Origin of the sequence: Kitasatospora saccharophila (genome assembly GCF_039529925.1) — a bacterium.
Taxonomy (GTDB): domain Bacteria; phylum Actinomycetota; class Actinomycetes; order Streptomycetales; family Streptomycetaceae; genus Kitasatospora; species Kitasatospora saccharophila.
Genome location: NZ_BAAANS010000025.1, coordinates 78,192 through 100,842, shown reverse-complemented (window position 1 = coordinate 100,842; position 22,651 = coordinate 78,192). Strand labels below are relative to the sequence as shown.

Here is a 22,651-nt window from a genome sequence, read left to right as displayed (position 1 = left end):
TGCTCTGCCCACTGCCTGGAGGTATCCATGACGCATGCCCCCGTCCCCGCCGTCACCGTCCGTCCCGGGCGCCCCCTGTCCGGGACCGTCCGGGTCGACGGCTCGAAGAACGCCGCGCTGCCCCTGCTGGCGGCGGCCGCGACGATCCGCCGCCCGGTCCGGATGGGCAACGTGCCCGACAGCGCGGACGTGCAACTGCTGCTGACCCTGCTCCAGCGCTCGGGCCGACAGCTGGCCCGTCCCTCCGCCGTCCCCCGGTCGGTGGCCCTGCTGCCGCTGGAGAGTCGCCCGGCGGTGCCGGAACTGCCGGACGCGGGCCGCATCCGGGCCTCCTACTACCTGGTGCCCGCCCTGCTGGCCGCCTACGGCCAGGCCCGGCTGCCGTGGCCGGGTGGCTGCCGGATCGGCGACCGGGGCATGGACGAGCACTTCAAGGTCTACGCCGCCTTCGACGACAAGGTCGAGACCGACCAGGCCGGTTACCGCGTCACCACCTCGCCGAGCAGCCCCGCGCAGGTGACGGTGGACCTGCCGTTCCGCTCGCGGGGAGCGAGCGTGGTGGCCGTCCTGCGCGCCGTGGCGGGCGGCCACCGGCTGCGGCTGGGCAACCCCAACCTGTCCCCGGAGTTCACCGGGGTGCTGGACTTCCTGCGGCAGGCCGGCTGGCAGGCGGACCTCGCCCGGGACGTCCTGCGCGTCGAGCCGCCCGCCGCACCCGACGAGACGGCGACGCTCGACTGGTCGGTGCCGGGCGACAAGATCGAGGCCGGGACCTTGGCCTGCGCGATCGCCGCCACCGGCGGCAGCAGCCGGATCGAGGGCGTCCGCGCCCCGGACGTCCGGCCCGTCGCCGAGGCGCTGAACCGGCTGGGCATCCCCGTCCGGGCCGAGCCCGACGCCCTGGTCCTGCCCGGTGGCGGCACCCCGACCGGTGCCCCGCTGACGGCCGTCGCCTCGCTCGACCCGGACGGCCTGGACGCCGACTTCGAGCCCGCGTTGCTGGCGCTCGCCCTCGGCCTGCCCGGCACCCACCTGTTCGCCGACGCCGTCAACCCCGGCCGCCACGGCAACCTGCTGCCGCAACTCCGCCTCCTCGGAGCCGAGTTCGAGGAGCTCTCCGCCACCCGCTGCCGCCTGACCGGCCCGCAGCGGTTGACCGGCACCGTGGTGGAGGCCACCGACATCCGCACCGGCAGCGCGCTGCTGATCGCCGGACTCACCGCCCGCGGCACCACCACCGTCACCGGACTCGACCAGCTCCGGCGCGGCCACGCCGACCTGCCCGCCAAGCTCCGCGCCCTCGGCGCCGACGTCACCGAGGCCGCCCGGTGACCGGGGCCGTGCGGGTGCTGGAGCGGATCCTCGCCACCACCGACGTCCACTCCCACCTCGCCCACGCCGCCGGCCTGCTCTCCCACCTGGGCGCCGAACGCGACCGGTCGCTGATCGTGGACTGCGGGGACTTCTTCGAGGGCACCGGCTACTACCGACTCGGCCGCGGCGGCGTCGAGCGCGAGGTCCTGCTCGCGCTGTACGACGTGATCGCACCGGGCAACCACGGCTGGAGCCACCACTTCGAGCCCGGGCTGCACGAGTTGACAGTGTGCGCGAACGCCGTCGACGCCGTGAGCGACCGGCCGCTGTTCCGCCCGCTACACCTGGCGGAGGTCGGCGGACGGCGGGTGGCGGTCACCGCCGTCATCGGCCCGCAGGCGTTCGCCGCGGTCCCGCTCGCCCAGCGCGCCGGGCACCGCGTCACGGACCCGGTGCGGGCGCTGCGCGAACTGCTGCTGGCCCATCACCACGAGGTGGACTCCTGGGTGCTGCTGTCGCACTCGGGCTTCAAACAGGACGTGCAACTGGCCGCCGAGTGCCCGTTCCTGGAGGTCGTCTTCGCCGGGCACTGCCACAGCGACCGCTACGGGCCCGAGGCGGTCGGCGGTGCCCTCGTCGTCAAGGGCCCCGAGCACGGGGCCGGGTACGCGCTGGCCGAACCGGCTGCCGGGCCCGGCTGGAGCGCCCGCCCCTGCCGCTTCCCCACCACCGGCCGGCTCCCGGCCGACCTGGCGGAGATCGGCCGGGAGATTGACACACTGAAGGACCGCCTGGCCGACCCGCTCGGCCCCGTCGCCGAGCGCTGGCGCAACACCGTCCCCGACCGCAGGGCGCTGCTGGAGGCCGTCGCCGCCGAACTGCACCGGGATCTCGGCGGCAGCACGCTCGTCGTCCTCAACGAGACCGCCCTGCGGCCCGCTCCCCTCGGCGAAGTGCTCCGGACCGAGGACCTGATGGCGGTCGAACCGTTCGGCAACCGGCTCGTCCGCACCGGCCCGCCCGACGACCTGTCCGCGCTGCTGGCGCGCCTGACCGAACGGGCCGGGCCGCTCGTCACCGTGCCCGACCCGCCTCCGCCCGGCTTCCGCCACGTGCTGACCACCGACTACCTCGCCGAGACCTTCCCGGCCGGGCCCGCCGAGGACAGCAGCCGGCCGCTCGGCCAGGTCGTCCGGCACGTCCTCACCCGTACCCCGAGCGTCGAAGGAGCAGCCGAATGATCCTCACCGGCCCGGAGATCACCACGGCCGCCCGCGACGGCCGCCTGCGCATCGCCCCCTTCGAACCCGGCCAGGTCAACCCCAACAGCTACAACGTCCGCCTCGGCCCCACCCTGCTGACGTACACCGAGGAGGTCATCGACGCCCACCGCCCCAACCCCACCCGGGAGTTCGAGATCGGCGAGGGCGGATTCGTCCTCCAGCCGGGCCAGCTCTACCTGGGGCACACCGTGGAGGAGGTCGGCTCCGACACCTTCGTCCCACTGCTGTTCGGCCGTTCCTCCGTCGGGCGGCTCGGCCTGTTCGTCGAGATCACCGCCCCGATCGGCGACCTCGGCTTCCACGGCCAGTGGACGCTCATGCTCTCCCCGACCCGCCCGCTGCGGGTCTACCGGGGCATGAAGATCGGCCAGATCATGTTCTTCCTGTCCGTCGGACCGGTCGACCTCTACAGCGGCAAGTACCAGGCGGCGCTCGGCCCGCAGCCCTCCGGCTACTGGCGCGACCGGCCCGGCACCGAGGCGGCGGCCCGATGATCCTCACCGCCGCAGCCATCGCCGCCGCCGTCGCGGCGGGCGAGATCACCATCGACCCCTTCGACCCGGCCCGGCTCTCCCCCAACGCCTACGACTGGCGCCTCGGCGAGACCTTACGGGTGTGCGAAGGCGACCTGGACGCCGCCGAGCCCACCGCCTTCACCGAGACCGGCCTCCCCGCCGACGGCCTCGTCCTCGAACCCGGCGTGCTGTACCTCGGCGCGACGCTGGAGCACACCGGCTCCGAGCGGTACGCGCAGCTGCTCAACGGCGACCGGACCACCGGGGCGCTCGGCATCTGGGTGCACGTCTCCGCCCCGCTCGGCCACGCCGGCCACGCGATCCGCTGGACGCTGGAGATCCGCGCCGCCAAACCGGTCCGGGTCTACCCCGGCATGACCTTCGGGAAGCTGGTCTTCCTGCAGACCTTCGGCGCCCCGGCCAGCTACCAGCAGCTCGGCCTCAAGTACACGGCCACCGACGGCATCGACATCTCCCGCCTCTACGAGGAGATCCCCGGAGGCACCACGTGACCTTCCCCCGCCCCGGCCGCCCCCTGGTGGCGACCTGCCTCGACCTGCCCTTCGGCAGCCCCGGCGGCAGCGTCGAGCTCTTCCTCGACCTGTACACCGGCGACCGCCCGCTCCTCCCCGCCCGCGCCTTCATGCTCCAGCCCGCCGGACCCCGCCCCACCGTCCCGGCCGGGCTCGACCTGCTGCCCGTCAGCGGCAAGGCCCTGGAGGGCCCCGCCTTCCGCCGCTACACCGCCGCTCTCGGCCGTGCCCTCGTACACGCCCTGGACGCCGAGCGGATCGGGGTGCTGCACCTGCACCACCTGGCGTTCGGCGCCACCCCCACCCTGCTGCGGGCGCTGCCCCGGCACCCGCGGATCGCCCTGGTGCACGGCACCGACCTGCTCTTCGCCGAGCAGCACCGCGACCAGTTGCGCGTCCTGCGCGAGAGCGCCCGCCTCGCCGACGCGATCGTGGTCCCCACCACGGCCATGGCCGACCACCTGACCCGCCTCGCACCCCGGACCGGCACCGGCAAGATCCACCACATCCCGTGGGGCATCCCCGACCACCTGCTCACCGCCCCGCCCGCTCAGGCCACCCGCCCTGGCAGCCCCCGCCTGCGGCTGCTGTACGCCGGGCGGCTCACCCCGGAGAAGGGCGGCGGCGTCCTCGCCGAGGCGCTGGCCGCGGCAGAGCACGTCGAACTGAGCGTCGCCGCCCCGCGCGCGGAGTTCGACGCGCTCCGACCCGCGCTCCGCCAAGCCGTTCACCCGGTCCGCTACCTGGGTTGGCTCCGCCGTCCCCAGCTGTGGAAGGCGTTCGCCGAGCACGACGCGCTCGTCATGCCCTCCACCACCCTGGAGGCGATGGGCCTGGTCGCCCTGGAGGCCCAGGCGTGCGGCCTGCCCGTCCTCTACCAGCCCGTCCCCGGCCTGCGCGAGGCCCTCGGCAGCTCCGCCCTGGCCACCGACTTCACCGACGCCGCCACACTCGCCCGCGACCTGGAACGGTTGCGGACCTCGCCCACGCTGCTGCCCGCCCTGCGGGAGGCCGGCCGGACGAACGCGGCCCGCCACCCGCTCAGCACCACCGCAGCCGCACTGGCCGACCTCGGCACGCAGCTCCGCTGACTCGGCCCCGCGCCGAAGCCCGCCCCGCCCCGGTCGGCTCACTAGGCTGACCGGGGCGGACGTCCACCGTGATTCGGGGAGACCATGACACCCAGCACCGACCGCATCCACCGGCTCCTGGCCGACGGCGTCCGCGACCGCACCTACCCCGGGGCAGTGTGGGCCGTCGGCGACGCGACCGGCACCCTGGCCAGCGGCGCCGTGGGCGTCCTCGACCCGGCGCGCCCCGGCGAGGCCATGCGACCGGACACCCTGTTCGACGTCGCCAGCCTCACCAAGATCCTCGCCGTCTGGTCCACCGTCGGCACGCTGTGGCACGACGGCCTGCTGCCGCTGGACGAGCCGCTCGGCGACTTCTGGCCCGAGGTGACCGGCCGCCCGCTGGGCCGGGCCACCGCACACCACCTGCTCACCCACACCGCCGGGCTGCCGCTGCGGGCCCAGCTGAAGAACCGCTACGGCGCCGACCCCGCCGAGATCCGCGCGGGCGTCCTGCACGAGGCCCTGCACCGGCCACCGGGCGAGGCCGTCGAATACACCGACCGGGCCGCCCTCGTCCTCGGCTACCTCGCCGAACACCTCTCCGAGCAGCCGCTCGACCGCCTCGCCGAGACCCGGATCTGGCAGCCCCTCGGGATGGACGCCACCCGCTTCGGCCCGCTGCCCGCCGACCAGGCCGCCCTCGCCGCCCCCACCGAACTCGACCAGGACACCGGCACCCACCTCAAGGGCACCGCCCACGACTTCTCCGCCCGCCTCCTGAACGGCGTGTGCGGCATCGCCGGCGCCTTCTCCACCGCCGCCGACCTCGCCCGCTTCCTCCAGTACCTGCTCGATCCCGCCAGCAACCCAGGAAAGCCCGGCTTCGGCCCCGCCTGGACGCAGGAGTCCCTGACCGTCCGGACCGGCCCCCTGGAACCCGCCCGCGGCCTGTTCTGGCACCCCGCCCCCGGCACCGGCCTGGCCGAGGACGTCTGGGTGCACTACGGCTTCACCGGCACCGGCCTGTGGGTCTCCCCCGGGCAGGGCACCTGGGCTGTCCTGCTGACCAACAAGCTCTACTTCACCCGCGACCGCGAACCGCTCAGCACCCTCCGCAACCGCTTCCGCGAGCTCGTCTTCCCCTGATCCAAGCGAACGCGCCAGCGGCGCGGTCTGCGGTGTGCGGCCGCCCGTACGGTCAAGAGCGGCCCGGGCTGGCTGGCTGGAACTCATCGCAGCAGTTCAGCGGGGGTTTCCTGGGGACAGAATCGTGGTTCTCCGGCGGGGACGAACGATATGCGGGAGAGTCCGGCAAAATCACCGGCGGACGGAGACCACGTCATGTCCCACTCACAGCACGTCTCGGCCGACACCACCGGCGCAGAGGTACGGGCCGTTCTCGCTCAGCTCGTCCGCCTGGACGCGCAAGGCGACCTCGAAACCTGGACCGTCCAACAGGCCCGGGACGTCCGCACCCTGGCCGAATGGATCGGGACGACTGCCGGCCGGAGGCTCTCCGATCTCGGCCGGCACCAGCCGAGCGAGTGAGGCGAACGGTCGTCGACGGCTGCCCGCGGAGGTGAAGAGAAGATCCTCCTCACCGTCGGCAGTTGGGGCCGCGTCACCACCAACCGCGCCGCCGCCGCCGGCTGAGCGTAGTCCCACTGACGGCAGTGCTCCGAACTCACGGCGCGGCGCGAAGCCGTTCGCCGCATCAGCCGACGGCCGCCCTTTCCCGACAGATCCGCTGCACGGCCCCAACGGAGCGCATCGCCTCCCGGACCCGCGCAGCACCGACGCGGGTCGCTGCTGCGCCGCCTCCAACGGCGGGCGGGCGAACGGTTCCGAGGCCCGCGCAGGGGCGGCAGATGCCCGATGCGGGCACCGGATCGTGGCACTTGGCGCACTCGACGTACCGAGCTGCTGTTGACCGCACGGGGGCCTGGGCGGGCGGCATCTTGCGCTCAAGCCGGTTGCGGAGCACCGCTGCCGCGGAGTGCAGCGGGGCCGGCAGGCCGGGCAACAGGGCATGGGCGAGGTCGACATGGGTTACGCCGCGCTCCAGCCACTCGGCTACCAACGGGGCGAGCGCAAGCGCTTCGGCCTCACCGAGGTGGAGGCGGGGCTCGGGGCGGATCACCCGGAACAGGGTGTCGACCGCCGCGCGGGTCCGCTCGTCCGGCAGCGCCGGGGCGTCCTCGGTTTCCTGCTGGTCGCCCTCCCGCCCGCCCTCCGTCTCGGTCGCCTCGTCGGCGACCGTCTCTTCGCTCACCGCGCCGGTGGGGAGGGAGGGTTCTTGGTACCGGTCCTTTGGAAGGGCGTCAGCACCGCCGGTGGTCGGTTCACCGGAGACCGGACGGGTGGCACCCGGCAGCGGCGGGAGCTGCGGGGTGTCGTAGACGTGGGTCTCGGTGACGATCGTGCCGTCGGGCATCCGGATCTTCTCGACCCGGTAGAAGCCGGCCTCGGTCAGCTCCTTCAGGGCCTTGCGGATGGCGCCCCGGCCCTGCGGGCTGGTGTCGGCCATGTGGCGGCCGTCCTCACGCCAGCCGTCAGGGCGCGAGAGAAGGTCGGCGAGCAGGCCGCGGGCGGTGTAGGACAACTGCCGGTACTGCAGCATCGCGTTGGGCAGCACCGTGAAATTGCGCGCGTGGGCGCTACGATGAACACGCATCGGGAGTTGATCGCTCCTGTTGCCGGACCCCGGGGTGTTACCAGCACCGCCGGGGTCGCCTATTTTCGATTGGACCACGGAACGTAGCACAAGCTCGCCCGAAGATCGGCGTGATCAGCGAGCGACCAGCATCACATTCCCATTAGCCGAAATCCGGCCAACTTACTGCGGAAATCGCCCCCGGTTTCACTCGGGAACCACGAGACCGAAAGGCTTCACCCGAAGTAGGTGCCCGCGAGGAGCCCGTCGTAGCCGAGCCCTCGATACATCTGCTCGATGCTCTCCCAAGAGCGTTCTCCAGCTCCCTCGCCCCGGGCAGCGGCGACGTGGTCAGCCTCCAGGTCGTGTTCGCGCCATTCATGGGTGCAGCGGCAGCGAACGAAGACCAGCCCAGGCTGGACATGGATGAGTAGCCAATCCCGTTCGGCGCCGCACGCGGCACAGGCGAGGACCGCGCCGCGAAGGACCAGGGGGCCGGGGTGGGGGACGGCGAGGACCAGACCAGGGTGCTGGTCACGGCTGGGGTCGGCAGATTCGGTCATGCGGTGCCCTTCGCATCGGTAGTGGTCGCGAGCACCACAAGACGTCCGGCAGCCGGTTGATTCCCGGTCTCCGCGAAGGACATCGAATCGACACCGAAATCGTGCCACGGTCCGCTTGAAGCGGTCACCCTGCCGTTTACTCTCGAAATTCCGGCGGCCCCGTCCGGAGAACCACAGCGGGTTCTCCGGACGGAGACCGGCCCCGCCGCAACGACTACCGCAGGCCGTGCATCAGCCGGTGCTACGGGGTTTCGGCTTCGCGAGCGATGAGCCGGTCGGCGAGAGCACGCGCTTCGGGGGCAAGGCTGTCGAGGGCCTCGCGGGTGAGAGCGCTGCCGGGGTGGTGGGCGACGCGAAGGAGGCCGCTCCAGTTGTCGGTGATCAGGTGGAGGGCCTGTTGCACCTGCTGGAGGCGCTCCCGGCGCTGGGCGAGGTAGCGGTCGGCACGCAGGCCGGCCTCGTTCCAGTCGATCTCCTCGTCCTCCGCGAGTCGGGCATGCCCGGGGCCGGGGTCTCCATCGGCTGCGCGTAGGTCGTCGATCCTGCGGACGTGTGCGCGGAGTTCCTCCTCCTCGTGGCGGCGGTCGAGTTCGGCGAGGGCTTCGGCCAGCGTGAGGTCGTCCTCACCGAGGCGGCCGACGAGGTCGGGGGCCTGGTCGCGGAGCCGGTCGTACTGGGCCTGCCGGGTCTTGGCCTCGGCCTTGTTCTTGCGGGCCTGCTCGTAGGCGGCGTCCAGGCCCATCGCGCCGCTGATCACCGGATCGACGAGCGCGGGGGCGTGCTCGACCACGGTGGTGGCGAGGGACAGCCGCGCGGGGCTGATCCCGAAGCCTTCGGCGTCGGCGCGCGCCACGGATTTCGAAGCTGAACGGGCCTTGGCGAGGATCATGGCGCGCTGGCCCTGGTTGAGCTGGCGGCGCAGGGCGTTGGAGATCCAGATCAGGTGCGCCGGGTCGTCGCCCTGGTAGGTGGTGAAGCGGGGTTCGACGCCGGCCAGTTCGCAGGCGGCGAGCCGGTTGCGACCGTCCAGGAGGGTGCCGTGGGCGTCGAGGAGGATCGGCTCGTACTGGCCGTTGGTCTTGATGTCCTCGGCGAGGCCGAGGAGTTCGGCCTCGCTGAGCATGGGGAACTCGGCGATGAGGGGGTGGACTTTCACGTGGCTCCTTGCGGATGAGGGTGGCCTGGGGGCGGCCTGGCAGAGGCGTCCGCCGACCTGGTGGGGGCCCGGTCGGCGGGTGGGGGTGGGCGAATGCCGCTCCGGTCAGCGGCCTCGGCGGGCCGTGTCGGGCGACGAAGGCCCCGGCGAAGCAGGCACTGCCGCTGTCGTCGGCGGGGTGGTGGCGCGGCTGGTGGTCCTGGACGCGGCCGCGGCGGTACGGCCCCTGGGCGCGGGAGCGGGGAGCCGGGCGTCGCGACGGACGCGCCAGGTCAGCACGGCCGCTGGCGAGTCGGCGCTGGCGAGCTCCCGCCGTCCAGCGGCGTCGGCGAGCAGGGCGGTGGGGTCGTGACCGGCCTGCTCGGCTTCGGCGAGGGTGGCGGCGAGCACCGCCCAGTCCTCCCCGGCAAGCACCAGCGCGGCTTGGTCGACGGGCAGAGCGCGGCGCACCGCCTCCTCCTGACGATCACGCACCGGGGCAGGCAGCCGCTGCCCCTGGACATCGAGCAGGGCTGCCGGGCGGGCGGCGTGTCGGCCGTACGCCGTGCGCAGGTGGTCGGCCGCGGTGCGGGCGGCCTCGGCCTGGCGCTGGTGGCCCTGGGCGGCGTGCCACTCGGCGATGACGATCGCGAGCAGGATCAGGCTGGACAGGATCGTGACGGCGGCGGCCCCCTCGCCGCCCCGGCCGGTGACCGGCCCGGCGTGGAGAAGCTCTCGGGCGGCGGAGCGCATCGCCCGCAGGTCGTCCCGGGCGGCGCGGGTGTGGGCGACTGCGGTGTATTCGAGGGCGCGGGCGGCGTGGTTGATCTCCTTCCGGGAGAGGACGGGGCTGGTGAGGGCGAGGGCGTCCAGGGCCTCGATGCCGCCACTTACCGCTGCGGCGACCTCGGCGGGGGCGGGATCGTCGTGGAGGGTGCGGGCGACGTGGTCGACGGTGGCGCTGGCCCGGTAGCGGACCGCTGCTGGTGAGCTGGTGGTGGGCGGGTCGGTGCCGACGGTGAAGCGGGCGTGGATCCGCGGGCGGGTGAGGTCAGCGGCGAGCTTGCTCCCCGAGAACCACACCGGTCCGGCCCCGTCGCCGGTGGGGAGGGCGAACTTGTAGCCGGTCACGTCCCCGGACGCTGCCCGGCGCACGCCCAGCAGCACGCCCTGGGCGGCGAGTCGGGCGGCGAACTCCTCCTCGCTCGCGGCCCCGGCCAGCGCCCGGCGCACCGCGACCCGCAGCCGGTCGCGTTCGCTGGCCTCCCTGCCCTGACGCTGGGCCTTGCGCAGTTCCGCGCCGGTGGCACGCTTGGGGGCCGCGGCCCGGTAGGCGCGGGTGCGGGTGTCGGCGAGGCACTTGAGCCCGTACTCGCGCTCGACGGTGGTGAGCTCGTCCTCGACGCGGTACTGGTCCTTGCGCAGGTTGGCCTGCCGCAGGTCGGCGCGCACCGTGGTGGCCAGGATGTGGATGTGGTCGTCCGCGTGCCGCACCGCGACCCACCGGCAGCCGTCCGGGTCGCCGTCGGGGGCGATGCCGGCGGCGGCCATCAGGCACCGGGCGATGTCGCCCCACTCCTCGTCGTCGAGGATCCGGTCGGTCGGGTCGGCGCGGACGATCCGGTGGTAGACGTGGCTCCTGATCTTCCTTTCGTAGCGGACGACGTGGAGGTCGAGGGCGTCCCGCAGCTCCTGGAGGGTCGCGGAGTCGTCGCGGCCGGGGTCGGGGGCGAAGCCGTCCCAGGACGCGACGAGGTGCGGGGCGGTGTGCTCGTTCGCCCGGCCCGGCCCGTACAGGTAGGCGAGCGCGCCGAAGGTGTTGCTGCCGCGGACCGCCTTGCTGATCACCCGCGCCCCGCGCCCGCCAGCCGCATCGCCGTCCGGTCGATGCCAGCCACCGCCGTGCGGACGGCGACGAGCAGTTCGGTGGCGGCGGCGAAGGCGTCACGGACCGGACCGGGCGGCGGGGCGGCGTCCCGGTGGACGTCCCGGACGATCTGGTTGATGTTCCGGCCGATGCCCGCGACCTGCGGACGCAGCGCGGCCAGCTCCTCGATCGCCGCGTCCAGCTGCCCGTCGCACGAGACGGTGGTGCTGCCCTCGTCGGCCAGGGCCTTGCGGGCGATCAGGGCGGACACCGAGACGCCCAGCTCCCCGGCACGCCGACGAAGGCCGGCGGCTTCGTCGGGATTGAACCGAACCGTGATCTTGGCGTTCTTCAGGTTCGCGGCGTCGCGCTGGCGGCGCTTGGGCTTGCGGCGCAGCGCGGCGATCTCGGTCGCGCGCACGGCACGCGGCACAGCGGGCGACGGCACGGCGCTCGAAGTGCGGACGGCGGCGGGCGTCGCTGCGGTGGGCTGCTCCTCCTCCGCCGGTGCCGCGCCCTCGCGGTACCGGTCCGGTGATGCCGCGCTCGGCGTCACCGGCGGGCCCCCGCCCTCGGGGGCCTGCGGCTGCGACCGTCCGTAGGACGGGCGCAGCCACTCGCTTGCTCCGCCGGGGGTGGTGCGGTCGGTGATGTCACCGCGGTCGGACGACGCCTCGGGGTTGTCGGCGGGTTCGTGCGGTGCGGGACGGGTGTCGGTCAGGGGATGCTCCCGGAGCGTCGGTTACGGGGGTGGACGGGGCTGGGGTGTTCGGGGCTCGGCCGTGGCGTGGAAGTGCCGGATGGGAGGGCCGGGGTCGGACGGGCGAGGAGACGCGGACGGTCCGGTCCGCGGTGGAAGTGGGAGCCGGACCGCGCCAGGTCGGACTTCTGCCGATCGGCAGAAGTCCGGAGAACGGTCCGGACTGTCCCGGGAATCGCCGGAACGGGCTCAGCCGGACGGGCGGCGGCGGACCGGGCCGTCCCGGAACTCCTTGCGGAGTTCCTTCATGAGGGCCGTGAAGCGGGTGCTGCCGAGCGGGAGGCCGGCCTCGCGGACCGCTCGTTCGACGACTGCGCGGCTCGGACGGCCGTGCGCCCGGACCGCCGGTCGGCTGACCTCCAGCAGCTTCTCCATCGAGGCGCCCGGCGGCCGACCCGTTCGTCGGGCCGGACCGGCATCGCCAGCGGTCCGCTCGTCGGCCTGCGGCGGGCCTCCGTCCGTCCGGGCTTCGATGCCGAGCGGCCCCACCGCCCCTGAGTCCGGGACGGGGACGGCACTCGCGGACGGACCACGGACCGGTCCGGCGGACGGACCGGTCCCGTGCTGGACGGGGACCACCCGCCCAGACTCGGTGTGGGCGCCTCCGAACGACCGCCCTGCAGTGGGGGCGTAGCGGGCGATGAGGATGTAGAGGTGGACGGCACCCCCGAGCGCCAGCGGGGAGACGGCGGACAGGACGGCGACCGCGCTGTCGCCGAGCCGGAGCCCTCCAGCCCGAAGAGGCAGGTGGTTCAGGCGTACGGCGTGCAGGGCGTTGGCCCACACGCTGGCGGCGGTCGCGCCGGCGAACAGGGCCCAGGCGTAGGCACGGGCCGTCCGGGGCGCAGCGCGCAGCACCAGCAGGGCGCGCACTCCGTAGGCGATGAAGCCGTCGAGGGTCACCGGGAAGACGTAGGTCAACGGGCCGCGCACGTGGACGGCGACGGCCACCTGCTGCAGCGCGTCGAAGGACAGGGCGAACCCTGCCGCCCCGATCAGGACGACGGCAAGGCGGTCACCGGACGCGACGCGAACGGCGCCCGCGCGGAGTGGAACGCGAGTGGGGGATATCGGTGCGGCGGTGGTCGTGGGTGGCTCCAGGGACTCGGCAACGATTCTTTTCGCATCTACTTGCCATGCGACACGCATCAAGCTAGCATGCGATCGGTCGCTCATGCAAGGACGATCGAATCCTGATGCGAGGTGAATCAAATGCCCGACCAGCCAGAAGCGCCGAACGACGCCCCGACGACTCCCCCGCTCAGCGAGGAGCACGCCGCCGAACGGGTCCGCCTGGAACGCGAGTACCTGGGCTGGAGCACCGGCGAGCTCGCCAAGCGCATGACCGCCGCCGGCTACCCGATGAACCAGTCCTCGGTCTGGCGGATCGAGAGCGGCGAACCTCGCCGGCGGATCAACCTGGACGAGGCGATCGGGTTCGCCAAGGTCTTCGGCCTCACGCTGGAGGAGTTCCTCGGCCCGCCCGCTTCCTCCTCCGACAAGCACATCGCCGAGGTCACCGATGTCGTGCTCGACATGTACCGCAGACTGCTCGACCTGATGAAGAGCACCGGCAACGCCTTCAAGCTCGTCGACCAGTACTGCGCCATGTTCCCCCAGCACGCCGAGGAGCTGAACAGCCGCATCGCCCGTGCCCTCACTGAGGAGAACCGTCGTCACGGACCCGTCCGGGAAAGCCCCATGGTCTTCCTCCGGTACCCGGCGTTCCAGCAGGCTCAGCAGCAGTCGGGGCAGACGCCCGGAAACTGAGTCGCACCACCGCCCGGCAGCCCCGTAAGGAAGCCTGCCGTCCGTCCATCACCCGACGCCGTTCCTCCACCCCCATCGCGCGAACCGACCGCGTCGATGCCTGCCACCTCCCACTCCCCCGCTACCCGAGGAGCCCCATCACCAACACCTGCCCTCCCCAGCCGAAGCGCGCCCCCGCCCCCGTGTGCGCCCACCGTCCCACCGTCTCCGTGATCTGGGCACCGGGAAGCGGCCTGACCCCGGCCGAGCGCACCCGCCTCCTGCGCCTGCTGTTCGGTCCGCGCACCACAACGGCTCCCGCCCGCCCGGAAACCGCGGCGAGCCGCGAGTAATTCGCCTACCCTCACCCCACATCGAGTGCCCCGGCGACGGCTGCAACCGTCCCGGGGCCGGCCGACTGTTCAGGAGTCGACGTGCCGAATCCAAGCACACACATACGGACCGCCACCGACACGGTCACCCGCATCACCCGGCCGCGCGCCCTCCGCGCCGTGGACTACCTGCGGGTGAGCACCGAGGAGCAGAAGCTCGGTTACGGCATCGCCAGCCAGGGCCGCAAGAACAGCCGTCACATCGCGGGCAAGGGCTGGGACCACGTCGGCACCTTCAAGGACGAAGGCGTGTCCGGCTCCAAGGAGATGGGCGAGCGCCCGGACTTCGACCGGTTGATGGAGCAGGCGAAGCTCGACGCGTTCGACGTCGTCGTGGTGGAGAAGGGCGACCGCATCGGCCGGGTCGGCCGGGCCTTCTGGCGCTGGGTCTGGGCGCTGGAGGACGTGGGGATCTTCGTCGCGATCACCAACCGGAACATCGACAACACCACCCCTGAGGGCCGGGCGCAGATGCGGCGCGAGGCCGACTACGCCGAGACCGAGTGGGAGAACATCCGGTCCCGCACCCAGGGCGGCCTCCAGGAGAAGGCCCAGGACCCCGGCTCCCCGCACGTCGGCGGCCGGCCCCCGTACGGCTACCGGATCGCGGACAAGGGCATCAAGGGCGCGTCGCACCTGGTCGTCGACGAGGCCGAGAGCGAGGTCGTGCGCCGCGTCCACGACATGGTGGTGATCGACGGGCTGAACCTGCGCCAGGTCGCCGTCCGCCTCAACGCGGAAGGCGTCACCTGCCGTTCGGGGCGCCCCTGGTCGGCGGCGAACCTCCGCGACCGGATCATGTCCCGCGCGGTGCTGGACGCCGAGTTGGTCTTCCGCGGCGCGCACGCCAAGACCGATGCCGAGGGCCGGCCGCTGTGGGGCGAGTCGGTCAGCATCTCGCTGCCCCGCGTCCTGTCCGAGGACGAAGCCGCCACGCTCCGCCGGAAGGTGGCGGCCCGCGCGCGGACCAGCGGCCGCAACCGGGCGGTCTACCCGCTCAGCGGCCGCCTGATCGGCCTCTGCGGGGCCCGGTACACCGGGATCAGCCGCGAGTCCCTCCCGTACGGCCACCGCAACTACCGGTGCGGCGGCAAGGCCGGCTCCCTGCCCTACCGGCCGGTCTGCGCCTGCTCGTACCTGGACGCTGGGACGGTTGAGCAGCGCGTCTGGTCCGAGGTCGTAGCCCTGCTCGGCGACTCGCGGAAGCTGGAGGAACTGGCCGCCGAGTGGGTCGGCATGTCCGACGGCGACCAGGAGGCACACGCCGAGCGGATCGCCGGCCTCGACCGGCAGATCGAGTCCATGAAGGCGTCCATCACCGCCGTGATCGTGGCCTCCGCGAAGCAGCAGCAGTCCGCCGACGCCATCGCCGCCGCGACGGCGGCCCTGAACGAGGAGTTGCAGCAGCTGGAGGAGATGCGCGCCGAGGCCGCCGCGTGGTTGGCCGAGGTGGAGGAGTCCGACCGCCGGGCCCGCGACCTGAAGGCGTTGGCGAACCTGGCGCAGCATCAGCTGGTGGACATGACGCTGGAGGAGCAGAGCGAAGTGCTGGGCCTGCTGGAGGTGAAGGTGTTCATCGAGGGCCCGGTGCCGGTCCGGGCCGGTGGCCATGCCTGCACCGTGCAGTCCTGGTACCGGTCCGCCGGGGTGGACGTTCCGGCCGCCGACCTGTCGGACGAGCAGTGGGCGCTGGTCTCCCCCCTGCTCCCCGCCGGCCGCCGCGACCGGGTCCGCAGCTCGGTCGACGCGATCTTCGCCAAGGCCCGCACCGGCGTCGCGTGGCCGCTGCTCCGCGAAGCGTACGGCTCGACGAGCACGGCCTCGAAGCACTTCAACGAGTGGGTGGCACAAGGCTCCTGGGCGAGGGTTGACGCAGCACTCGCGGAGGCCGAGCGGGTACCGCTCCCCGCGGTGGAACTGCTGCCGCCTATGCGAATCGAAGGGCGGGTCGACCCCCGCGTGATGCTGAGCGCCGAGGAACGGTCCCGAACGGGATCGTGACGATCAGGACGAAGCAGATGATCCCGGCGAGCGCGTAGCCGATCGCCATCCACAGGCCGCAGAACAGCAGCCAGATGACGTTGAGCAGGAAGTTGACCAGCTTCATGCCTCCAGGCTCGCACACCCGGGCCACCGGTGGCAGGTGGCGGCGCTGCACTGTGGCAGGGGTGTGACGGAAGCGGGGGCGGGGGTGGCGGGAGCGGGCTGAGGGGCGGTCAGGGCCGCTCGTTCACCCGGCGTTCGGCCGGGGTGGCGGGCGGGGTGGCGGGCGGGTCCAAGCGCTCGGGCCCGAACGGGAACGACGGGAGGCCCGCCGCGGGGGCGGGCCTCCCGTCGTTCCGGGCGGGCGTCAGGCGAGCAGCTTGTCCTTGGCCCGCTGGTACTCCTCCTCGGACAGCGCGCCGCTGTTCTTGAGGTCGGCCAACTTCGCCAGGTCCTCCACGTGCCCGGTGGTGGTGCCGCCGCCGGTGGTGCCGCCGCCGGTGCCCGCCGCCCTGCGGACGTAGTCCTGGAACGCCGCGTCCGCCCTCCTGGCCTGGTCGGCGTCCCGCTGGTGCATCGAGCCGCCGCGGGCGATCAGGTAGACCAGCACGCCGAGGAACGGCAGCAGGATCACGAAGATCGTCCAGCCCGCCTTGCCCCAGCCGCCCATGTCCTCGCTGCGGAAGATGTCCGTGATGATCTTGAACAGCAGGAAGAACCAGAGGATCCAGAGGAACAGCTCCAGCATCGTCCAGAAGATGTCGAGCAGCGGATAGTTGTCCATGACGCTCCGATCCCGCGCGCAGTCAGACGGAACGTCCCCGCGCCTCGAACGGCGTAGGGACGAAACGATTCCTATCACCGCGAAACGGACATCGCATGTCGAGCAGGGCGCCCGAGCGGAGCCCGGGCGGCGTCAGCGCGGGTCGTTCTGCAGCCGGTCGAACTCGGCGACGTCCGGGTGGTGCAGGTCGAAGGCCGGGGACTCGGAGCGGATCCGCGGCAGGGTGGTGAAGTTGTGCCGCGGCGGCGGGCAGGAGGTCGCCCACTCCAGCGAGCGGCCGTAGCCCCACGGGTCGTCGACCCCGACCCCGGGCGCGTACTTGGCCGTCCGCCAGACGTTGTACAGGAACGGCAGGGTGGACAGGCCGAGCAGGAAGGACCCGATGGTCGAGACGGTGTTCAGGGTGGTGAAGCCGTCGCTCGCCAGGTAGTCCGCGTAGCGGCGCGGCATCCCCTCGGCGCCCAGCCAGTGCTGGACCAGGAAGGTGGTGTGGAAGCCGACGAACAGCGTCCAGAAGTGGATCTTCCCGAGGCGCTCGTCCAGCATCCGCCCGGTCATCTTCGGCCACCAGAAGTAGAAGCCCGCGAACATCGCGAAGACCACCGTCCCGAACACCACGTAGTGGAAGTGCGCGACCACGAAGTACGAGTCCGAGACGTGGAAGTCGATCGGCGGCGAGGCCAGCAGCACGCCGGTCAGGCCGCCGAACAGGAAGGTGACCAGGAAGCCGACCGACCAGAGCATCGGCGTCTCGAAGGAGAGCGAACCGCGCCACATGGTGCCGACCCAGTTGAAGAACTTCACGCCGGTCGGCACCGCGATCAGGAAGGTCATGAACGAGAAGAACGGCAGCAGCACCTGCCCGGTGACGAACATGTGGTGCGCCCACACCGTGATCGACAGGCCGGCGATGGCGATGGTGGCGCCGATCAGGCCGGAGTAGCCGAACACCGGCTTGCGGGAGAACACCGGGAGGATCTCGGTGACGATGCCGAAGAACGGCAGCGCGATGATGTACACCTCCGGGTGCCCGAAGAACCAGAACAGGTGCTGCCACAGGATCGGCCCGCCGTTGGCCGGGTCGAAGACGTGCGCCCCGAACTTCCGGTCCGCCTCCAGGCAGAGCAGCGCGGCCGCGAGGACCGGGAAGGCCATCAGCACCAGGACCGAGGTCAGCACCACGTTCCAGGTGAAGATCGACATCCGGAACATGGTCATGCCGGGCGCCCGCAGGCAGACCACGGTGGTGATGAAGTTGACCGAACCGAGGATGGTGCCGAACCCGGAGAAGGCCAGGCCCATGATCCACATGTCGGCGCCGACGCCCGGCGAGTGCACGGCGCTGTTCAGCGGCGCGTAGGCGAACCAGCCGAAGTCCGCCGCGCCGTTCGGGGTCAGGAAGCCGCCGACCGCGATCAGCGAGCCGAACAGGTACAGCCAGTACGCGAAGGCGTTCAGCCGCGGGAACGCGACGTCGGGGGCGCCGATGTGCAGCGGCATGAACCAGTTGGCGAAGCCCGCGAACAGCGGGGTGGCGAACATCAGCAGCATGATCGTGCCGTGCATGGTGAACGCCTGGTTGAACTGCTCGTTCGAGAGGATCTGCGTCCCCGGGCGGGCCAGCTCGGCCCGCATCACCAGCGCCAGCACCCCGCCGAGCAGGAAGAAGGCGAACGAGGTGACCAGGTAGAGGGTGCCGATCTGCTTGTGGTCGGTGGTGGTCAGCCACACCACCAGCGCCCGGCCCCGGCGCGGGCGGGAGGCCCGGCCGAAGCGGCGGCGCGGGGGCTGCTGCGGGACGGGCGGGCCGGACGGGCCGCCCAGTTCGGCATCGCTCGGCAGCATGGTCACCGCACCGCACCTCCGGCCTCGGACTGGTCAGTGCGTTCAGCCCTACCAGCGGGGCGGGGGCGCCCGGCGGACGCTCGCCGCAGGCTCGCCCGAAGAGGTCAGTGCCCGGCCATCCGCTCCAGCCGGGCGATCCGCTCGCGCATCGGCGGGTGGGTGGAGAACAGCTTCGCGCCGCGCTCGCCGGGCCGGAACGGGTTGGCGATCATCATGTGGCTGGCGGTCTGCAACTGCGGCTCGGGCGGCAGCGGGAGCCGCTGGGTACCGGCGTCCAGCTTGCGCAGGGCACTGGCCAGGGCCAGCGGGTCGCCGGTGATCCGGGCCCCGTCGGCGTCCGCCTGGTACTCGCGGGAGCGGCTGACGGCCAGCTGGATCAGGCCGGCGGCGACCGGCCCCAGGATCATGATCGCCAGCATGCCGACCAGGCCCGGGCCGTCGTCGTCGTCCGAGCGGCCGATCGGGATCAGCCAGGCGAAGTTCACCAGGAACATCACCACCGAGGCGAGCGCGCCCGCCACCGAGGAGATCAGGATGTCCCGGTTGTAGACGTGGCTCAGCTCGTGGCCCAGGACGCCGCGCAGCTCCCGCTCGTCCAGCAGCTGCAGGATGCCGTCGGTGCAGCAGACCGCCGCGTTGCGCGGGTTGCGGCCGGTGGCGAAGGCGTTCGGCGCGGGCGTGGGCGAGATGTACAGCCGGGGCATCGGCTGGCGGGCCGAGGTGGAGAGCTCGCGGACGATCCGGTACAGCTGCGGCGCCTCGATCTCGCTGACCGGGCGGGCCCGCATCGCGCGCAGCGCCAGCTTGTCGCTGTTCCAGTACGCGTAGGCGTTGGTGCCGACCGCGACCAGCAGCGCCACCAGCAGCCCGGTGCGGCCGAAGAAGAGACCGCCGATCACCAGGACCAGTGCGGACAGGCCGCCCAGCAGGACGGCCGTCCGCAATCCGTTGTGGTGGCTGTGCACTGCGGGGCCCTCCTGTGGTGCCGGTGGAAGCCGTGGAGCCGCCTCCCTCTGCCGGGATCAACGCGGCGAACCGGTCGGTTCGTTCCCCCCGGCATTCGACCACGGCTCAGAACAGGCTGCCCGACACCACCCTCAGCACCAGCTGCGGAGCCACCGAGAGCACCACCGCTCCGGCCGCCGCCAGGCTCAGCGCGGCGGTCAGCGGGGCCGGGACGCGGCGCGGGCCGGGGGCCTCCGGGGCGGGCGCGGACCCGGACGCGGGCTCGGACTCGGACTCGGTCTCGGCGGGCGCGAACAGCAGCGCGGTCCACTTCAGGTAGTAGGCGAGCGCGATCACCACGTTCACCGCCATCACCACGGCCAGCCAGCCCAGGCCAGCGTCCACCGCCGAGCGGAACACCACGACCTTGCCGAACAGGCCCACCACGCCCGGCGGCAGGCCGGCCAGGCAGAGCAGGAAGAACGCCAGCGCGAACGCCGCCCACCGGTTGCGCCCGGCCAGGCCGCGGAAGCCGTCCAGCCGCCCGGAGCCGCCGACCAGCGCGACCACGCCGAACGCGCCGAGGTTCACCAGGCCGTAGATCAGCGCGTACGCCACGGTCGCGCCCAGCGGCCCGTCCGAGCCCGCGTACCCGGCGGCGGCCAGCGGCACCAGCAGGTAGCCGGCCTGGCCGACCGAGGACCAGGCCAGCAGCCGGACCGCCCCGTGCCGGGTGTCGGTGCGCTGGCGCAGCGCGGCCGCGTTGCCGACCGTCATGGTGAGCGCGGCGAGCACCGCCAGCACCAGGCCCCAGGTGTGGCCGTACGGGCGGAAGGCGACGGTGGTGACCAGGGCGAGGCCGGACAGGCCGGCCGCCTTGCCGACCACCGAGAGGTAGCCGGCCACCGGGAGCGGGGCACCGACGTAGGTGTCGGGGACCCAGAAGTGGAACGGGACGGCGGCGGCCTTGAACGCGAAGCCGACCAGGGTGAGCACCGCGCCCGCCTCGGCGAGCGGCTTCAACTGGCCGGGGGCGTGGGCCAGCCCGTCGGCGACGCCCTGCAGCTGGATCGTTCCGGCGGCGGCGTAGACGAAGCTGACGCCGAGCAGCATCACGGCGGTCGCGGTGACCGAGGAGAGGAAGAACTTGAGCGCGCTCTCCGCGCCCCGGCCGTCCCGGCGCAGGCCGACCAGCGCGAACGCGGGCAGGGTGGCCACCTCCAGGGCGATCACCAGGGTGGCGAGGTCGCGGGCGGCGGGCAGCAGGGCGGCGCCGCAGGCGGAGGAGAGCAGCAGGAACCAGTACTCGCCGCCGGGGAGGGCGTCCTCTTCGACGGCGTGCAGCGAGAGCAGCACGGTCAGCAGCGCGCCGCCCAGCACCAGCAGCTGGAAGGCGAGCGCGAAGTGGTCGGCGGTGTAGGAGCAGCCGCCGCCGGGGCTCTTGAAGCAGAACGTCGAGCGGGTGTCGCCGACCAGCGGGATCAGCGCGGCCAGCGCGGCCAGCAGTCCGGCCGCGCTCAGCCAGCCGAGCAGGCGCTTGCGGGCCTCGGGCAGGAACAGGTCGGCGACCAGCACGGCGAGGGCGGCGAGCGCGGCGATCAGCGGCGGGGCGACGGCCACCCAGTCGACGGACTGGATCAGGCCGCCCGGGTCGGCGACGGCGAGCGGAGTCATGAGGGGCTGCCCCAGGTCGTGAGCGGTGGTCATCAGCCGCCTCCGAGGAGGTGCTTGACGGCCGGGTCGGAGAGGCCGAGGAGCAGGGCCGGCCACAGGCCCGCGAGCAGGGTGAGCGCGGCCAGCGGCGTCCAGCTGGCGGCCTCGTAGCCCTTGAGGTCGGGCAGCTCGGTGACCGGGGCGGGCTGCTCCGGGTCGCCCATGCAGACCCGCTTGACCACGACCAGCAGGTAGCCGGCGGTCAGCAGGGTGCCGAGTCCGGCCAGCGCCATGTAGGTGACGAACGCGGGCCGGGAGAGCCCGGCGGCCGGGTCGAACGCGCCGTACATGGCGAGCAGTTCGCCCCAGAACCCGGCCAGGCCGGGCAGGCCGAGGCTGGCGACGGCGGCGAACGCGAGCAGCGCGCCGATCCGCGGGGCGCGGCCGTAGAGGGCGGCGCCGGTGGCCCCGGCGAGGGTGTCGAGGTCGGCGGTGCCGTAGCGGTCCTTGACCGCGCCGACCACGAAGAACAGCAGGCCGGTGATCAGGCCGTGCGCGATGTTGGCGAACAGCGCGCCGTTCAGGCCGGTCGGGGTGAGCGAGGCGATGCCGAGCAGCACGAAGCCCATGTGGCCGACCGAGGAGTACGCGATCAGCCGCTTCAGGTCGCCCTTGGCGCCGGGCCGGGCCAGGGCCAGGCAGGCGAGCGAGCCGTAGACGATGCCGACGGCGGCGAACGCGCCCAGGTAGGGGGCGAAGGTCGCGGTGCCGTCGGGGACGACCGGCAGCAGCACCCGGACCAGGCCGTAGGTGCCCATCTTGAGCATCACGCCGGCCAGCAGCACCGAGCCCGCGGTGGGGGCGGCGGTGTGCGCGTCGGGCAGCCAGGAGTGCAGCGGCCAGGCGGGGGCCTTCACGGCGAGGCCGATCAGGATGGCCAGCGCGGCGATCAGCTGGGTGGTGTGCGACAGGCCGGAGCCGTGCGCGTCGGCGAGCTCCACCATGTCGAAGGTGCCGGCCTTGACGCCGATCAGCAGGAAGCCGAGCAGCATCACGGCGGAGCCGAGCAGGGTGTACAGGATGAACCGGTTGGCGGCGGCGGTCTTCTTCCCGCTGCCCCAGCGCGCGATCAGGAAGTACATCGGGATCAGCACGATCTCGAAGGCCAGGAAGAACAGCACCAGGTCGAGCACCGCGAAGGTGGCCAGCATGCCGGTCTCCAGCAGGAGCAGCAGGCCGGTGAAGGCCCGGCCGCCGGGGCCCGCGGGGAGCTTCTTCACCGAGTACAGCGCGCACAGGAAGGTGAGCAGCGCGGTGAGCACCAGCAGCGGCAGCGAGATCCCGTCGGTGCCCAGGTGCAGCCGGACGTCCAGCGCGGGGATCCAGGAGACGTCGGTGACGGCCTGCATCCGGCTCGGGTCGTCGTGGTCGAAGCCCGCGGCGAGGGCGACCGCCAGCAGCAGGGTGGCGCCGGTGACGGCGGTGCCGAGGTGCAGCGCCCGCCGGTCGCCGATCGGGGCGAGCGTCAGGGCGGCGCCGAGCAGCGGCAGGGCCAGGAGGGCGATGAGGACCGCGTTCATCGGGGGCTCCAAGGGCGTGCCGGG

General features: G+C 72.9%; 20 protein-coding genes and 1 pseudogene. 9 read left to right on the top strand and 12 right to left on the bottom strand.

Annotated elements, in window-relative coordinates:
* Positions 1 to 27: 27 nt before the first annotated feature.
* The 7 genes from ABD345_RS19535 (at position 28) to ABD345_RS19505 (ending at position 6,266) form a co-directional block, all read left to right on the top strand.
* Positions 28 to 1,332: a UDP-N-acetylglucosamine 1-carboxyvinyltransferase gene (locus ABD345_RS19535; protein ID WP_344553599.1), complete on the top strand. Its 1,305-nt coding sequence runs from the start codon at positions 28 to 30 to the stop codon at positions 1,330 to 1,332.
* Positions 1,329 to 2,555 (top strand): metallophosphoesterase, encoded by a 1,227-nt coding sequence (locus ABD345_RS19530; RefSeq protein WP_344553598.1) that lies wholly within the window; start codon positions 1,329 to 1,331, stop codon positions 2,553 to 2,555. Before ABD345_RS19535 ends, ABD345_RS19530 begins: the two co-directional genes overlap by 4 nt.
* Positions 2,552 to 3,091 (top strand): dCTP deaminase, encoded by a 540-nt coding sequence (dcd, locus tag ABD345_RS19525; protein WP_344553596.1) that lies wholly within the window; start codon positions 2,552 to 2,554, stop codon positions 3,089 to 3,091. Before ABD345_RS19530 ends, dcd begins: the two co-directional genes overlap by 4 nt.
* Positions 3,088 to 3,624: a dCTP deaminase gene (locus ABD345_RS19520; RefSeq protein WP_344553595.1), complete on the top strand. Its 537-nt coding sequence runs from the start codon at positions 3,088 to 3,090 to the stop codon at positions 3,622 to 3,624. The genes dcd and ABD345_RS19520 overlap by 4 nt, the downstream gene beginning before the upstream one ends.
* A complete protein-coding gene (locus tag ABD345_RS19515) occupies positions 3,621 to 4,736 on the top strand; it encodes a glycosyltransferase family 4 protein (RefSeq protein ID WP_344553594.1) in 1,116 nt (371 codons plus the stop codon). The genes ABD345_RS19520 and ABD345_RS19515 overlap by 4 nt, the downstream gene beginning before the upstream one ends.
* An 84-nt stretch (positions 4,737 to 4,820) precedes the next feature.
* The gene (locus ABD345_RS19510) at positions 4,821 to 5,864 is read left to right on the top strand and encodes a serine hydrolase domain-containing protein (RefSeq protein WP_344553593.1); all 1,044 of its coding nucleotides are present in this window, start codon (positions 4,821 to 4,823) and stop codon (positions 5,862 to 5,864) included.
* Between the two features lie 195 nt (positions 5,865 to 6,059).
* Positions 6,060 to 6,266, top strand: coding sequence for a hypothetical protein (locus ABD345_RS19505; RefSeq protein ID WP_344553592.1), 207 nt, complete (start codon positions 6,060 to 6,062; stop codon positions 6,264 to 6,266).
* A 166-nt stretch (positions 6,267 to 6,432) separates the two neighbouring features.
* Here the strand turns inward: ABD345_RS19505 and ABD345_RS19500 are convergent, their stop codons facing one another.
* The 6 genes from ABD345_RS19500 to ABD345_RS19475 form a co-directional block, all read right to left on the bottom strand.
* Positions 6,433 to 7,353, bottom strand: a complete 921-nt coding sequence (locus ABD345_RS19500) for a hypothetical protein (protein ID WP_344553590.1) — start codon at positions 7,351 to 7,353, stop codon at positions 6,433 to 6,435.
* 254 nt (positions 7,354 to 7,607) lie between these two features.
* A complete protein-coding gene (locus tag ABD345_RS19495; RefSeq protein WP_344553588.1) occupies positions 7,608 to 7,934 on the bottom strand; it encodes a hypothetical protein in 327 nt (108 codons plus the stop codon).
* 241 nt (positions 7,935 to 8,175) lie between these two features.
* A complete protein-coding gene (locus ABD345_RS19490; RefSeq protein ID WP_344553586.1) occupies positions 8,176 to 9,090 on the bottom strand; it encodes a ParB N-terminal domain-containing protein in 915 nt (304 codons plus the stop codon).
* Between the two features lie 105 nt (positions 9,091 to 9,195).
* Positions 9,196 to 10,917, bottom strand: coding sequence for a relaxase/mobilization nuclease domain-containing protein (locus ABD345_RS19485; protein WP_344553585.1), 1,722 nt, complete (start codon positions 10,915 to 10,917; stop codon positions 9,196 to 9,198).
* The gene (locus tag ABD345_RS19480; RefSeq protein WP_344553584.1) at positions 10,914 to 11,357 is read right to left on the bottom strand and encodes a plasmid mobilization protein; all 444 of its coding nucleotides are present in this window, start codon (positions 11,355 to 11,357) and stop codon (positions 10,914 to 10,916) included. The genes ABD345_RS19485 and ABD345_RS19480 overlap by 4 nt, the downstream gene beginning before the upstream one ends.
* A 528-nt stretch (positions 11,358 to 11,885) precedes the next feature.
* Positions 11,886 to 12,647 carry a DUF2637 domain-containing protein gene (locus ABD345_RS19475; RefSeq protein WP_425556851.1) on the bottom strand — a complete coding sequence of 254 codons (762 nt, stop codon included), beginning with the start codon at positions 12,645 to 12,647 and terminating at the stop codon, positions 11,886 to 11,888.
* Between the two features lie 261 nt (positions 12,648 to 12,908).
* Between ABD345_RS19475 and ABD345_RS19470 the strand changes: the two genes are divergently transcribed.
* Entirely contained in the window at positions 12,909 to 13,466 is a 558-nt protein-coding gene (locus ABD345_RS19470) for a helix-turn-helix domain-containing protein (protein WP_344553583.1), read from the top strand.
* 413 nt (positions 13,467 to 13,879) lie between these two features.
* Complete coding sequence (locus ABD345_RS19465; RefSeq protein WP_344553581.1) at positions 13,880 to 15,838, top strand: recombinase family protein; 1,959 nt, start codon at positions 13,880 to 13,882, stop codon at positions 15,836 to 15,838.
* On the opposite strand, the pseudogene ABD345_RS19460 reads toward ABD345_RS19465, so the two are convergent.
* The 6 genes and pseudogenes from ABD345_RS19460 to ABD345_RS19435 form a co-directional block, all read right to left on the bottom strand.
* A pseudogene (locus tag ABD345_RS19460) lies at positions 15,801 to 15,944 on the bottom strand (YccF domain-containing protein); the annotation flags it as partial. The gene ABD345_RS19465 and the pseudogene ABD345_RS19460 overlap by 38 nt on opposite strands.
* A gap of 243 nt (positions 15,945 to 16,187) precedes the next feature.
* Entirely contained in the window at positions 16,188 to 16,604 is a 417-nt protein-coding gene (locus tag ABD345_RS19455; RefSeq protein WP_344553580.1) for an SHOCT domain-containing protein, read from the bottom strand.
* A gap of 132 nt (positions 16,605 to 16,736) precedes the next feature.
* A complete protein-coding gene (ctaD, locus tag ABD345_RS19450) occupies positions 16,737 to 18,449 on the bottom strand; it encodes an aa3-type cytochrome oxidase subunit I (RefSeq protein ID WP_344553647.1) in 1,713 nt (570 codons plus the stop codon).
* Between the two features lie 104 nt (positions 18,450 to 18,553).
* Positions 18,554 to 19,414 (bottom strand): zinc metalloprotease HtpX, encoded by an 861-nt coding sequence (gene htpX, locus ABD345_RS19445; protein ID WP_344553579.1) that lies wholly within the window; start codon positions 19,412 to 19,414, stop codon positions 18,554 to 18,556.
* A gap of 106 nt (positions 19,415 to 19,520) precedes the next feature.
* Complete coding sequence (locus ABD345_RS19440) at positions 19,521 to 21,068, bottom strand: NADH-quinone oxidoreductase subunit N (RefSeq protein WP_344553645.1); 1,548 nt, start codon at positions 21,066 to 21,068, stop codon at positions 19,521 to 19,523.
* 32 nt (positions 21,069 to 21,100) lie between these two features.
* A complete protein-coding gene (locus tag ABD345_RS19435; RefSeq protein ID WP_344553577.1) occupies positions 21,101 to 22,627 on the bottom strand; it encodes a complex I subunit 4 family protein in 1,527 nt (508 codons plus the stop codon).
* Between the last annotated feature and the right edge of the window lie 24 nt (positions 22,628 to 22,651).

What these genes read in the sequence shown, in the direction of transcription:
- ctaD (WP_344553647.1), bottom strand. Translation starts at nt 18,449, where the DNA reads ATGCTGCCGAGCGATGCCGAACTGGGCGGCCCGTCCGGCCCGCCCGTC.
- ABD345_RS19455 (WP_344553580.1), bottom strand. Translation starts at nt 16,604, where the DNA reads ATGGACAACTATCCGCTGCTCGACATCTTCTGGACGATGCTGGAGCTG.
- ABD345_RS19505 (WP_344553592.1), top strand. Translation starts at nt 6,060, where the DNA reads ATGTCCCACTCACAGCACGTCTCGGCCGACACCACCGGCGCAGAGGTA.
- ABD345_RS19510 (WP_344553593.1), top strand. Translation starts at nt 4,821, where the DNA reads ATGACACCCAGCACCGACCGCATCCACCGGCTCCTGGCCGACGGCGTC.
- ABD345_RS19535 (WP_344553599.1), top strand. Translation starts at nt 28, where the DNA reads ATGACGCATGCCCCCGTCCCCGCCGTCACCGTCCGTCCCGGGCGCCCC.
- ABD345_RS19435 (WP_344553577.1), bottom strand. Translation starts at nt 22,627, where the DNA reads ATGAACGCGGTCCTCATCGCCCTCCTGGCCCTGCCGCTGCTCGGCGCC.
- ABD345_RS19520 (WP_344553595.1), top strand. Translation starts at nt 3,088, where the DNA reads ATGATCCTCACCGCCGCAGCCATCGCCGCCGCCGTCGCGGCGGGCGAG.
- ABD345_RS19495 (WP_344553588.1), bottom strand. Translation starts at nt 7,934, where the DNA reads ATGACCGAATCTGCCGACCCCAGCCGTGACCAGCACCCTGGTCTGGTC.
- ABD345_RS19440 (WP_344553645.1), bottom strand. Translation starts at nt 21,068, where the DNA reads ATGACTCCGCTCGCCGTCGCCGACCCGGGCGGCCTGATCCAGTCCGTC.
- dcd (WP_344553596.1), top strand. Translation starts at nt 2,552, where the DNA reads ATGATCCTCACCGGCCCGGAGATCACCACGGCCGCCCGCGACGGCCGC.
- ABD345_RS19470 (WP_344553583.1), top strand. Translation starts at nt 12,909, where the DNA reads ATGCCCGACCAGCCAGAAGCGCCGAACGACGCCCCGACGACTCCCCCG.